The 12,658-nt window shown below is 58.8% G+C and carries 10 protein-coding genes; 5 read left to right on the top strand and 5 right to left on the bottom strand.

The genetic code is table 11. The features are described 5' to 3' along the window. Positions 1–92 precede the first annotated feature (92 nt). Positions 93–548, bottom strand: a complete 456-nt coding sequence (locus JWU58_RS04155; protein ID WP_016773011.1) for a MaoC family dehydratase — start codon at positions 546–548, stop codon at positions 93–95. A gap of 194 nt (positions 549–742) precedes the next feature. Between JWU58_RS04155 and JWU58_RS04160 the strand changes: the two genes are divergently transcribed. The 5 genes from JWU58_RS04160 (at position 743) to JWU58_RS04180 (ending at position 3,383) form a co-directional block, all read left to right on the top strand. Further along, positions 743–1,105 (top strand): CidA/LrgA family protein, encoded by a 363-nt coding sequence (locus tag JWU58_RS04160; protein WP_016773012.1) that lies wholly within the window; start codon positions 743–745, stop codon positions 1,103–1,105. Continuing rightward, positions 1,105–1,821: an LrgB family protein gene (locus tag JWU58_RS04165; RefSeq protein WP_206421508.1), complete on the top strand. Its 717-nt coding sequence runs from the start codon at positions 1,105–1,107 to the stop codon at positions 1,819–1,821. Before JWU58_RS04160 ends, JWU58_RS04165 begins: the two co-directional genes overlap by 1 nt. Before the next feature lie 10 nt (positions 1,822–1,831). Next, positions 1,832–2,422 (top strand): LON peptidase substrate-binding domain-containing protein, encoded by a 591-nt coding sequence (locus JWU58_RS04170; RefSeq protein WP_110602915.1) that lies wholly within the window; start codon positions 1,832–1,834, stop codon positions 2,420–2,422. A gap of 112 nt (positions 2,423–2,534) precedes the next feature. After that, the gene (locus JWU58_RS04175) at positions 2,535–2,750 is read left to right on the top strand and encodes a hypothetical protein (protein ID WP_206421509.1); all 216 of its coding nucleotides are present in this window, start codon (positions 2,535–2,537) and stop codon (positions 2,748–2,750) included. Positions 2,751–2,822: 72 nt separating this feature from the next. After that, positions 2,823–3,383 (top strand): hypothetical protein, encoded by a 561-nt coding sequence (locus JWU58_RS04180; protein ID WP_206421510.1) that lies wholly within the window; start codon positions 2,823–2,825, stop codon positions 3,381–3,383. A 55-nt stretch (positions 3,384–3,438) separates the two neighbouring features. On the opposite strand, the gene JWU58_RS04185 is transcribed toward JWU58_RS04180, so the two are convergent. The 4 genes from JWU58_RS04185 to JWU58_RS04200 all read right to left on the bottom strand — a co-directional run bounded on the left by JWU58_RS04185 (position 3,439) and on the right by JWU58_RS04200 (position 12,646). Beyond that, positions 3,439–5,394 carry a hypothetical protein gene (locus JWU58_RS04185; RefSeq protein ID WP_206421511.1) on the bottom strand — a complete coding sequence of 652 codons (1,956 nt, stop codon included), beginning with the start codon at positions 5,392–5,394 and terminating at the stop codon, positions 3,439–3,441. A 108-nt stretch (positions 5,395–5,502) separates the two neighbouring features. After that, on the bottom strand, positions 5,503–8,853 hold the full coding sequence (locus JWU58_RS04190; protein WP_241196147.1) for a calcium-binding protein: 3,351 nt from the start codon (positions 8,851–8,853) through the stop codon (positions 5,503–5,505). 181 nt (positions 8,854–9,034) lie between these two features. Next, positions 9,035–10,927, bottom strand: coding sequence for a hypothetical protein (locus JWU58_RS04195; protein ID WP_241196148.1), 1,893 nt, complete (start codon positions 10,925–10,927; stop codon positions 9,035–9,037). A gap of 402 nt (positions 10,928–11,329) precedes the next feature. Beyond that, positions 11,330–12,646 carry a bifunctional DedA family/phosphatase PAP2 family protein gene (locus JWU58_RS04200; RefSeq protein WP_016773020.1) on the bottom strand — a complete coding sequence of 439 codons (1,317 nt, stop codon included), beginning with the start codon at positions 12,644–12,646 and terminating at the stop codon, positions 11,330–11,332. Positions 12,647–12,658: the final 12 nt, after the last annotated feature.

The following is a 12,658-nucleotide window of genomic DNA, read 5'->3' on the forward strand; positions in this document are numbered from 1 at the left end:
GGGCAATTAGGCGACCGAGTATGCCGCAGCTATGCGTCGCATATATACAGACGTGACGCGAAACAGCGTGCGCTGCTTCGCATCCGGGATGATCAGACGAAGCAGAGTGACAGCGGCTCGGCGATGTAGGCCGGTTTGTCCGAGCCTTCTATCTCCAGTGTCGCGGTAGCCTTGAGCAACCACTGGCCGGGTTTTTTCTCGGTGACTTCGACCATGTCGACCTTCAGTCGGACTTTCGAGTTGACCTTGACCGGCTGGATGAAACGCACGCTGTCCAGGCCATAGTTGACGACCATCTTCACGCCTTCGGGCAGCACGAGGATGTCTTCCATCAGTTTCGGCATCAGCGACAGCGACAGGAAACCATGGGCAATCGTGCTGCCAAACGGCGTTTGCGCGGCTTTGACCGGATCGACGTGAATGAACTGAAAATCACCGGTGGCTTCGGCGAACAGGTTGATGCGCTCCTGATCGATGGTGAGCCATTCGGAACGTCCAAGTTCCTTGCCGACATAATCTTTGAGCTCTGCAACGGGAACATAGGGCATTGAGACTCTCCTTGGGTTCATCGGTTTTATAGTTTTTCAGGGGGCGGATTTGACCGGCCTGCGAACCACTGTAGATCATCATGGCGATTTGCTCAGGTCAACCGACCATGCTTTTGGCGAATGCCGGTCCATAGCGCCGGCATGCTTATAATGCCGAGCCCCTGCTGGCTGAAAATGTAAGACGGAGATGTCGGATGTTGTTACGTGGCCTGACCCTGCTGGTGCTGTTCCAATTGCTTGGCACCGCGCTCAATCACTTGCTGTTGCCGATATTGCCGGGGCCGATCATCGGGCTGCTGCTGTTGCTGGTGTTCCTGATCATTCGCGGTGAAGTCGGCGAGCCGTTGAATCAGGCAGCGGGCAGTCTGCTGCGTTATCTGCCGTTGCTGCTGGTGCCGCCGGCGGTGGGCGTGATGGTGTATGCCACGGCGATTGCTGCGGATTTCTGGGCGATTGTCGGCGCGCTGGTGGTCTCGCTGATCCTGTCGATGGCCTTTGCCGGCGTGCTCATGCAGCGGCTGGTCAAACGTCACGCGCCGCCGGCGGAGGAGTCCTGATGCTGTTTGACTGGCAAGGCGCGTGGGCGTCGGTGATTCATCATCCGTTGTTCGGCATTGGCATCACCCTCGGCGCCTATCAACTGGTGCTGGCGGCGTTCGAGAAAACCCGCTGGATCTTTCTGCAACCGGTGCTGGTCTCCATGTTGTTGGTGATCGGTGTGCTGGTCGGCTGCGGCCTGACTTACGCGGAGTACCGCAAGAGCGCCGAGATCCTCAGCATTCTGCTGGGGCCGGCCACGGTGGCGCTGGCGGTGCCGCTGTATTTGAATCTGCGGCGCATTCGCCAATTGTTCTGGCCGATTTTTACTACGCTGGTGATAGGCGGGGTGGTCGCAACGGGCATGGGCGTGGCGCTGGGCTGGTGGTTCGGTGCCGATCACATGATCCTGATGACCATGGCGCCGAAATCGGTGACCTCGCCGATCGCCATGCTGGTCGCCGAGCAGATCGGCGGCGTGGCGGCGCTGGCCGCGGTGTTCGTGCTGATCACCGGGGTGATTGGCGCGATCTTCGGCCCGGCGCTGCTGACCCGCCTCGGCGTGCACAGCCCCGAAGCGCGCGGCATGGCGCTGGGCATGACCGCGCATGCGGTCGGCACGGCGGTGGCGATGCAGGAAAACGACGAGTGCGGCGCGTTCGCCGCGCTGGCAATGAGTTTGATGGGCGTGGCCACGGCGGTGTTCCTGCCGTTGGCGGTGTCGATGGTGGTGTAAGGAAATGTCTATGAGTCTGCCGCTTTTTCCGCTGAACACGGTGCTGTTCCCCGGCTGCAACCTCGATCTGCAGATCTTCGAGGCGCGCTACCTCGACATGATCGGCCGCTGCATGAAACAGGGCGTCGGCTTCGGGGTGGTGTGCATCCTTGAGGGCAGCGAAGTCGGTGTGGCACCAGAAGGTTTCGCAATGGTCGGTTGCGAGGCGCGGATCACCGATTTCGAGCAACAGGACAACGGCTTGCTCGGCATTCGCGTGCAAGGCGGGCGGCGTTTCACGGTGTTGCGCACCGAAATGCAGCGCGATCAGTTGATTGTCGCTGACGTCGAATGGCTGGACGATGAGCCCGAGCAACCGTTGCAGGACGAGGACGCCGACCTGGTCGCGCTGCTCAAGGCGCTGGCCGAACACCCGATGGTCGAGGCGTTGAACATGGGCACCGAAGCCGCCGGGCAACAGTCGTTGGCCAATCAGCTTGCCTATCTGTTGCCTTTTGCCGAAGAGGACAAGATCGATCTGCTGCAACTCGACGACCCACAGCAACGGCTGGATGCGATCCAGGCATTACTCGATGAACTGCAGGGCGAACTGTTCGCCTAGTTTCACTTTGAATCAACTCAAGCTGCCTGCCAGTATTGTTTCGCTTTTGTCTTTGTCTTAATTTCAAGTTGCTCGCAGGATGCGAACAACTTGAAAACAACAAGGATAAGTCATGACTTTATATGAAGATGAACGGGCATTCTGGGACGATATTGCTGGCAAGTATATCTTGAAGCATGCCGGTACTGATCATAACGCTGGCCACGTCATTGAGGCGGCAGCGATTTATGCGGATCGCATGGTAATGGCCCGGCGGAAACGAAAAGCCGAAAACATTCCGGATGGCGATGTTCTGCGAATGTCGGCAACAGCCACAGTCGCTATCTGATCCTTTTCCTTTTTCAACTTTTCTGTCGCTGTCTTGAACATGACAGCAGAGTGTTTACCAATGGGTAGTTCTATGTCTTTGGCAAAAGTAAACAATGAAAGCTTCAGCGCCAATCTTTATCTGGACGGTCTTCCGGTAGTTCTTAATCAGCAACGCCTGCAACAGACCCTGCGCCACAAGCGCATAACTCAAGGCGAAAAACTCGATGCTGAAGTGGGGTTGGCCGACTCGCGGACATCCGCCCTTATCACCCTGGCTGACAATGAGGACGATGCTCCATTGCTGTTGAGGTTTGTTCCTGAAGGTAACTTTTACGCAATCCAAGTGATACATCCGGGCGTGTTTGACGGTGCGCGATTATTCATCGAAGACAAGACACACAATTTGCTGGTCAGCACCAGCGCTCCGGCACAACTCTATTCAATCAGTACCTACGGCGTGGCCAAGGCTTCTTTAAGCAATATCGCATCCGGCCCGGCTTATATCGAATTGAACAGCGAGCCGAAAGATAAACCGCTGTATCGTCAGGTAAGCGATGGCATGAGCAAATTCCTCGACGCGAACCCCAACGGGACAGGACATAACGCCTTCAATCCAAAACCGGCACGGTTTGTGATCAGCGTGCTCAAATAGCGCAACGCCGCAATTGAAGGACAGACGCCATTCGTTATCGAATGGCGTCTGGATTTCACGGCCGATGATGTTCAGCAACAGGCCAGACTATATCGTTGGAGCATGTTTTCCTGCCCTTGGGCAACCTCACTATGGGGCCCTTGGAGGCAGCTACGCGATCGATCAACTGATCGTATGAATTGTTGTGATTGCCCCCAGCCCAAGTGTGCTCCTCGATATCCGCGGCATCGCCTCCGGCCTTCCTGAAAACATCCTCGACTCTTGCCGCCCGACTCAGGTCCGAGCGCACCAGCCATATCCGCTCGGCACTGATGCCCCGCGTGGGCATGGAAATACGTCCTTCGTGGCTGTCGCCATCAAAATCCCTGTTGTTCAGGTAAAGGTTTTCCACCCGTGGGACCACTTCGATGCCGCGGGTGTCGATGACATACAGGAAACCATGTGTCTGTTTGCGTCGCAGCAACGGATAATCGCGCGAATTATCCATTTCAAATGAGGTGTCTGACTCTTCACCCGAACTGTGTCGATTTCCGCTGGATGAGTCACTGTCGGAAAAATGCCCCGGATAGCGATTGGCCTGGCTGTTGTAGTGCCGAGGGTTGGAGTAGTAATCAAAACGCAGGTATTGAATGCCGTTGCCCAATGAAAACGTCGAGCTCAAGGCATGCCGGGTTGTCGAGTCGGAAGGGTTGCCCCGCAACTTCACCAAACGTTTGTCCCGCGCCAGTTCGAAGGGGGTGCGCAAATCGGCGCGGAACATTGCCGGGATATCCGTACGGTAAAGATAATCATGCTTGTTGCGCATGTAGCCGGCATGTTCCAGATAGCTTTGCAGAAAGTCTGCTTCGTAACGCTGTTGGACAGGCGGCAAGTCACCCTCGATGCTTTCACCTTCTTGCCGCAGTCTCAGACTGATGGGGCCAAGCTCTTCGGCAATCTGTTCGAAGCGTTTGGCATCCTGCACATTTCGGGTCAGGCTTTTGTGCTGTTCGGCCCATGCGGGAAAGCCGTTTTCCATGTCCGGACGCAAGCGTTTTTGTTGCGCGGTGCTGAGATTGTAGGTGCGCAAAAGCTCGGCGCACTCACTGCGAGTCTTTTGCGGGTGGGACCATTTCATGGAATCCAGAAGGAATTTGTAGTGACTTTTGATATCTCTGCGTCTTGCCCAGCCCGGCCGGCCCCCGATGGCCTCGGCCTCGGTACGAAAGGCAAGAGTTTCTGCGCCGCGCAGGCTGTACACATCCCATAGTTCGCCATCGGTCCAGTGCGCCAGCTTCAACGGCAAGGCGGCATCCGCGCGTGCTGCGCTCGGGTCTGCCTTGATCAGGCGGCCGTATTTGCCCTTGAATGCGAAGCCGACATTCAGCCGTGTATTCACTTGCCCTTCATAGGGATTTTCCGCCCATTCGTGTACCGCGTAATAACCTTGTTCGTTCGGCACCGGCTCGGAACGCGGCTTGGCCAACTCATACAGGCTGTAGCGGTCGGGCGGGTACTCTTCGATGGGCTTGTTCAAACTCCACAAATCAGTGTCCGCGACTCGATAAAGAGGCGGTCCCGATGGCGTCCGTTCACTGGGCAATCTGGCGCGCCAGGCTTTGATCAGATCGTGGTACGCCACTATCACCGTCTGCCCTGCGGCCGATCCGTCGTCGTTGGCGATGTCTGCGAACTTGCGCCCCTTGTATTCTTTCAGGCCGTCTGCATCCGGGCGTAGAGTCCCGTCGATGTCTTGCAGGTAAGGCTCCAGCGGCGACATGGCAGACCGCTGAGTAGGCCTCTGCGCATCAAGGATCCGGCTCACCGTTATCACGGGTTCCGGGCTGGCGTGACTGCCGTGAGGACCGCGGGCAAGAATGTCCGGCGATGTGAGCGAGCCGTCCGGCCTGACGCGGCCAGGCAAGCGTGCATCCAGATCGATGGGACGATCCAGGCTGATCGGGCGGGAGGTCGAGGTGCCCGGCGTTTCCGGTGTCGGTAATGGGCGAAGTGTCCCGGGTTTCTGGCGCATAAAGGTCATTCCATGTAGTGAACCCGGCCAGTCATTGGCCGAGGTGATCAAGTGCCGGAATGGAGCTCAGGTCCATCCCGGCACGTTGTTGAAACCGGCAGCGCGCGGTCAGTTGATGTTGACGGGAATGAACAGGTCTTCGCGTTTGACGCGTGTCTGCCGATCAGTCAGCAGGCTCCAGTGGCGGTTTACCGAGTTGTAAACCAGCGTGCCCACTGTGTCGGGCTGGTAGCCGATGTGAGTCACGTAGACCCGCGCTGCCAACTCGTTGCGCTGCCGGTGTTGCTCGATTTCGGCCAACAGCGCATCGACGCTGGCGTAGCCTTGGGCATTGATCACGTACAGCTGCAACATCTCGAACAGCAGCGAGACTTGATAGAGATTGCCGGCGGTGGTTGCCACGCTGACCGATTCCACCGGTGTGTCATCGCCGATATCCGGCAATTGGACAGTCACGCTGGCGATGCGCAAGCGGTTGTCCTGCAATTGGATTTCGTCGCGAGTGACGGTTTCGTCCATTGTCCTGGTGTACAGATTCCAGCTTGAGGCGTTGGCCGTTTTTGCCGCAGCCCCAGGTGTGGCCAGGCGCACGATGCAGTTGCTGGCCAGGTAGATGTCGTACGTCGCGCTATGACCCTCAAGCAGATAAATGCCGGTATGCGCCCGGGATTCGATGACGATTTTGCTGGGTCGATCGGTCAGCAGCGGCTTCTCACTGATGGCGGGCCGGGTGAACGGGTATTTGCCGTTGCGCCGTTTCAGCCAGCTTCGAGTGCTGACCTGTCGTGCGCCGGGGTTGTTGGCGTCCTCTTCGTAGTCCAGGTGCGGCAGTTGCAGGCGATAGGACACTCCGTCCCGCATGACCACAACGATGTCTTGCGCCAATTGCGGCGTGGTCACTTTGAGGCTGTTGCGCCCGCTGTACCCGGTGGCGGCAGCGATCGGTTGAATCACGCCCTTGAATGCCAGCACTTTTGCCGGCAACCGCAGCGACAGGCAGAAGTCTTTGTAGGTCAGGTGAGTATTGCCCGAAACGCCTTTGCGCACCTGGACGGCATAGCTGAGCTCGACGTCGATGATTTCGTCGTCGCCGTAGTCCAGAAAAACGCTGCGCGGCCTGGTGGCGCTGCGTGCGATGACGAACTCGACCTCGCGCTGAGTACGGGTGACAAAATGTCGGCCCAGGCTCTGATTGTCGATCGTCACCGTACCGCCATTGACGATCGCCGGGGCAGGGGCGGGCTGACCAATGACGGTCACGGCGACATCGATGTCCTGACTCAGCGCTGGACCTGGTTCCTGAGGGAGCTGAGCCAGCAGTTCGTAGCCATCCTGGGTGCGGAACAGCCATCGATCGTTATGCAACCGACGCTGGCCTTCGACCATTCGATAGACGTTTTCCAGGGTCAGCACGTGGTCTGGGTCGTCGCCGTCCTTGCCGCGCAAGGAATTGATCACCAGCGAGGTGCCGATGATCTGCCAGCGCTGAATCACCGCGTGCGGCCAGCCCAATTCGATCACGCTCGAATGCGCGCTGTCCTCGGTAATTGTCGTGCGTGCGTTGGTGTGAGCGATGTAATAGCGATCGACGCCGCTACCGCCGTCCACGTGACATTCGAGGCCATAGATGGCAATCGTGTCGTTGCCGGCACCGGCGCTGACGCGATCATGGCCATGGGCGGAGATCTGGTTGGCCTCGGAACTGCCGATGACGTGGCTGCTGCCTTTGCGCAGCGTCGAAACGTTCTCGAACGATGTCAGGTGCGCGACTTCAATGCCTGGGCCTTCCGGGTCCAGACCACGCAGCGTGACCTTGCCGCTCGGCAGGTCAATCCGATGGCCGATGTATCGTGTATCAGTGGCCGGCCGCTGGCCTTCAAACGCAAACGTATCGCTACCGTCGCCGCCATCCAGCACATTGATGTGCGGTGGTTTGGTCAGCCGATCCAGTTCCTCGTCAGCGACCTGCTGATAGAACGCATCGTTTTTGTCGCCACCGCTGAGCGCCTTGTGTCCCTGGCGGTAGGTAAACAGGTTGGGCTGCGCCTTGACGCCAGTGACACGGTCATTGCCGTCGCCCAGGCGCCAGAACACGCCTTTGCCTTCGCCTGCACTGCCGTTGACAACGCCCTTGAGGTTGTCGGGTAATCCATGGCTTGCATCGATGATATCGTCGCCGCCAACGATCACCGCCTGGCTGTCGAGTCTGAACGGCAGCTGCCCGACGCTTTCGTCCCACTGGTAACGCCATAGTTCGACAGGGCGCAATTCGGCGCGAAACGCGCCATTGACCACTTGGGCGATGGAGTCGCTGTAAGCGCCGGCAAGCATGTCTTTGGCCGACAGTTCGAGCTGTTTTTCGTAGTCACTGGAAAGCCTGGACAGCTTGAAGCGATCCATCACTTCGGCGTCCAGTTCCTTGCCGGTAAAAGCGAACCATCCCGAGCGCAGACGCTCGAGTGTTGTCAGTTCGATGTAATCATCGATCTGGTCGACGACCCTGGCGGCTTGATAGATCAATGAACCGGAGATGAGCAGTGCGGCAGCCGCGAGGCCGAGCGGGCCGGCAACACTGCCGAAACCGGCCAGCGCGGCGACGCCCAGCACCAGGCTGATGCCAGCGCCCGCTACACTCAGGGCAGCGCTGAAATAATGGTCCTGAGCTTCTTTGCCCGATGACGCGGCGGCGGCGTTGAACGATTTGATCGCGTCGACAATGTCGAACGGCAAGGTGATCGCGCTGGCGAACATTCCCGCGCCACGGCTCATGTATTTGCCGATCGAGGTCAGCGCAAAACCCCTCAGGACGTTGCTGCCCTGAGTCAGCATCGCCTGGCCGGTTCTGGCCAGACCCCGCTCGATGATCAGCGAGCCGAGTTCTGCGGCGATGGATCCGCCGTAGTAGAGCATTTCCAGCGCCTCGCCTTTTTTGATCGCATCGGTCAGGGCCATGTAGCCGCTGTAGATGCCGAAGGCTTGCATGCCGACTCCTGCGCCGCTCATCAAATAGCTTTTGGTCTTGTTGATCCAGCCGGGCGCGTGTTCGATCGCGTCCGCCCGGTGGATTTCCAGCTTTTGCGCAGCCTTGCCCAATTTGTTGAGACGATCCATGGCGCTGCCCGAAACCAGCGGCGTATCACTGACGAACAATGGGCCGGCATCGACCGAGCGCTTGCAGGCAATCTCATAGAACAGCAGTGCCGCCATGTCATTGTCGGGAAAGTCCACAGCTTGCAAGCGGGACTGTACCTTTGCGGACTCCAAATGGAGTCCGTCCAGAAAAGCCTGATCCACGCGCTTCATGTTGGCATTCGCCGGACTGACAGGTTGACCGTCGACGGTCGCCCCCAGCGCTTGCAACTCGACCCGACTGATCACGACCTCGCCGATACGCAGTGGGCCCAGGTGTTTGTCGATTGCCTTCAGAGTCTGGCGAAGGGATGGGGGGCTGTCAGGCACCTCGCCTGGCACGTCCGCTCGATCGGGCATGGGTGTGGACGGCGTATGGGCATTGGCCGAGGCGTCTATGGGGGTAACTTGAAGCGCGCGCACGTGGGCGACATGAGCCGCGGGAACGATGAGTTTCGACACGTATTAATCCTTTAATGGTGTGCATGAGGAGCCGGTTTCCCTGGCGGCTTTACTTGAGCATTTGAAGTTCGGGCCAGGCGATGTCATGGGCAAACTCGTCCTTGTTGCCTGAGAGCCTGAGTATCGGCAGGCCCGCCGCCTCCACCTGGTCGATCAACTGGTCGTATTCGAACCGGTTGGAGTGCCCGGCATGGGTGGCCGCTTCGATGCGATCAGCGTTTGCCCCAGCCTGCTCTTTGATGTCTTCGACCCTGGCGCCCTTGGTCAGGTCTGTGTTCAGTAACCAGACACGCTCGGCTGAAACTCCGCTGCGCGTGACCGAGATCAGCCCTTCGAAATCGTCGGAGGGGAACCAGGTCGGCGGGGTGTCACGCGCAGCGGAATTGAACATCATGTTTTCTTCGTGGGGGACGACCTCCAGATCGCGCGTGTCGAGTGCGTAGAGAAACATTTCCGTCTGCCGTGTGCGCGTGGACCGGTAGCCGCGTTCGTGATCCCATGCCACAGGGCTGTCAGGATCCGACCAGTCTGACGAGGAGTCACTCGGTGTATCACTGGCGTCGCTTGCGCCGCTTTCCGAACCGCTGTCGCCCGTGTCGCGTCCCGGGTATTTATGGGTCTGGCTGTTGAAACGCAGGTATTCGGGATCGGGGGCGCGGGCATATCCCTGTCCTGCCTGGAGACTGAACGTCGCGCTGATCGGCTTGTGTGTGGTCGCGCCGGGTTCGTGGTGATAGCGCGGCAGCATGGTGCCGTCGTTCGCCAGCTCGAACGGCGTGCGCTCGTCACCGCGAAACAGCGCCGGAATGTCCGTGCGGTACAGGCAGTTGTTCTTGTTGCGCAGATAACCGAGCTGTTTCAACAGCGCTTCGCGCACCTCGGGGGTCAGGCTGTTTTCTGCGTCGTACCAATCGTGGCGGGCATTGCGCTTGAGGTTGAGCTGCTCGAGCGCATCGGCGGCAAACTGGTCGAAGCGTTGCGGGTTGCTGACGTCCTCCAGCAAGCGCTTGTGCGCCAGTGCCCACGCCGGGAGCGTCAGATGGCTGGCCATTTCCTGCTGCAAACGCGACAGTTGCCTGGGCAGCAGATTGAACGATTGCAGAAAGGCTTCGCGCTCGGCAAAGCCCATCTGCGGGTGCAGCCAGCGCAACGAGTCGCGCAGCAGATCGGTCCGCGGATTTTCCGTGGTTGTGGGGTGTGCCCACTGTGGCGGCGTGCCGGTGGCCTGGGCTTGGACACGAAAGCGCGCGATGTCCTCGCCCTGTAGCCCATATAGCTGCCATATCTCATGATCGGTCCACTGTTTGAGGTGGAGCGGCGACGCTGCGAATCCACCCGCTGGAGGATCAACCGCTATGTAATTGCCATATGAATCCCGGAAGGCGAACAGCATGTCGTCTTTGCGTGAGCCAAATAGCGGATTCATTTCGTAATAGCCCTGAGCATCCGGCGAACGCCAGGATGGGCTGTAACGACTTTGATTGATGGGTGTTGTCACGGGGGCGAGGCGCGGTCGCTTTGGCGCGGGTTGTTCGGTCAGGCGCCAGGTGGGGCTGTCTGCGTTTTTGTACAGGCGCGGTCCGGAGGGAACGCGCTCGGTGAGTAACTTGCTGCGCAATGCGCCGGTTTCATCCTCACCCACATGCGTGGTTTGCACAGCTCCCTGATATTCGACGTCTGCGAACTTTCTGCCAACGATCCAGCGAAATCCATCATTGTCGGCAGGCTGCATTCCACGCACAAAGGTCTCCGATAACCAGTAATCGTTTATTGAAGTGGAATGTTCCGAGCGATAGGCGCTGTGTGCCGGTAACTGAAAGATTTCAACCGCTGGTAACCGCGGATTTGCATCGGCAAGGGCGCTGTCGAAGTTGCTACTGTGCAGCGCAAGATCGGGGATGCCGGCTCTTGGCGATATTTCAATGCTGCTGACATCAAACATGGGTCGATGTGGCGTTGGTACGTTTGCATCAGTTTGATGCGTCGTTGTGACTGACGTCTTGCGGGGTATTTTTGGACTCATGAAAGACTCGATAAAAAATGGATTGTTGTATGACTCGGCAGAACTTCAATGCGTGGTTTGAATAAATATGGATAGCCAGCAAATGTCCGAGTCGGGCCCATCAATCTAACGGTTTTTCAAAAGCGCGAAACACTGAGCAGGCATGTTTCAACTTGAATATGTAACGCTAGTTTTGCGTCGATCGAGAATGCGGAAATGTCGGTTTTATAACCAGGAAAGTTAACCGGGAGGGAGGAAGTTTGCGTAGGTTGCAAGCGCCGCTCTTGTCGGAATGTTCCGAAAGAGCGGCGTATAAGAAATGTCGCTTGTAAATTGCCTGTTTTAGTAGGCGTAACGCAACAATGTATGTGGCAAGTGGCGCATAACGAAGAATCCGAACAGCGCGACCATGGACGGCAGGATCAGCCACCAGATCTTGAAAGGCATGGCGTTGAGCGGCGCCTGCCGCTGGTTTGACCACAGCATCGCGGCGCAGACGCAGCTGGCCAGCATTGCACCGGCCAATATGTCGGTTGGCCAGTGCGCGCCGAGATAGACCCGCGACAAAGCAATGGAGAATGCCGGGATGCAGGCAATCAGCAGCCAGGTCAGGCGCATGCGTGGCGGCTGCCCGCGTCCGGCCAGGACACCCAGCGTCAGGAACAGAGCGAACGCGCCAGAAGCGTGGCCGCTGGGCATGCTGTAGGTGGTCAGTGGATCGCTGAGCACTTCCGGGCGTACCCGGGCGAAAAAATACTTGGTGCCGGTGTTGGCCATGGCGGTGATCAGCATGGTGGCGCCCGCGAACACTGCCTGGCGCCACTGCTTGCACAGCAACAGCAATATGACGAGCAGGGCGCTGAACAGCAGCATGTTGCGGAATTCGCCGATCAGGGTCAGCGTCACGGCGATTTCGTCCAGCGCTGGCTGGCGATGCTCCTGCACCAGAGTCATCACACCGTTGTCGAGCGCGGTGAGGTATGGATAGCCGATAAACAGCCCGATCAGGATCAACAGGCTCATGCCGCCGATCCAGATCGTCGCCCGACGATGACGACGCACGCTGCTGTTGACGCTCAGGCCGACCATCACCGCGATGCTGGCCGCGACAATTCCGGCTTCGAGCCAGAAACCTTCAGGCAATGGCAGGCGGAACGCCGCGCCCGTGGCCCAGCCCGGCAATAGATAAGCCAGGCTCCAGCCCGCAGCGGCCAGCAGGCTGACGGCGAAGAAACGCGGGAAGGGCATGTCGCACATCCCGGCGACCATCGGCAGCATCGGCCGCAGCGGGCCGATGAAACGCCCGACCAGCAGGCTGGCGATGCCATAGCGCTGGAAGTACGACTCGGCGCCGGCCATCCATTCCGGATGATGGCGTAGCCCGGGGAGGCGGCGGATGTTCTGGTGGAAATGGCGGCCGAGGAAGTAGGAAATCAGGTCGCCAAGAATGCCGCCAAGAAAGCCCAGCAGCAGCGTTTCGCTCAATGACAGCGCGCCGCTGCCGGCCAGCACCGCCACGGCAAACAGCAGCACCGTGCCCGGCACGATCAGCCCGGCGATCGCCAGACATTCCACGCACGCCACGATGAACACCGCTGCGGCCAGCCACTGCGGATTGGCGCCGAGCCATCCGGTGATGCTATCGAGCCATGGGCCCATACAGAAAAACTC

This window comes from Pseudomonas atacamensis (assembly GCF_017167965.1).
GTDB lineage: Bacteria > Pseudomonadota > Gammaproteobacteria > Pseudomonadales > Pseudomonadaceae > Aquipseudomonas > Aquipseudomonas atacamensis.

Coding starts and splice junctions, on each gene's coding strand:
- JWU58_RS04155 (WP_016773011.1), bottom strand. CDS start 548: ATGCCCTATGTTCCCGTTGCAGAGCTCAAAGATTATGTCGGCAAGGAA.
- JWU58_RS04160 (WP_016773012.1), top strand. CDS start 743: ATGTTGTTACGTGGCCTGACCCTGCTGGTGCTGTTCCAATTGCTTGGC.
- JWU58_RS04165 (WP_206421508.1), top strand. CDS start 1,105: ATGCTGTTTGACTGGCAAGGCGCGTGGGCGTCGGTGATTCATCATCCG.
- JWU58_RS04170 (WP_110602915.1), top strand. CDS start 1,832: ATGAGTCTGCCGCTTTTTCCGCTGAACACGGTGCTGTTCCCCGGCTGC.
- JWU58_RS04175 (WP_206421509.1), top strand. CDS start 2,535: ATGACTTTATATGAAGATGAACGGGCATTCTGGGACGATATTGCTGGC.
- JWU58_RS04180 (WP_206421510.1), top strand. CDS start 2,823: ATGTCTTTGGCAAAAGTAAACAATGAAAGCTTCAGCGCCAATCTTTAT.
- JWU58_RS04185 (WP_206421511.1), bottom strand. CDS start 5,394: ATGCGCCAGAAACCCGGGACACTTCGCCCATTACCGACACCGGAAACG.
- JWU58_RS04195 (WP_241196148.1), bottom strand. CDS start 10,927: ATGTTTGATGTCAGCAGCATTGAAATATCGCCAAGAGCCGGCATCCCC.
- JWU58_RS04200 (WP_016773020.1), bottom strand. CDS start 12,646: ATGGGCCCATGGCTCGATAGCATCACCGGATGGCTCGGCGCCAATCCG.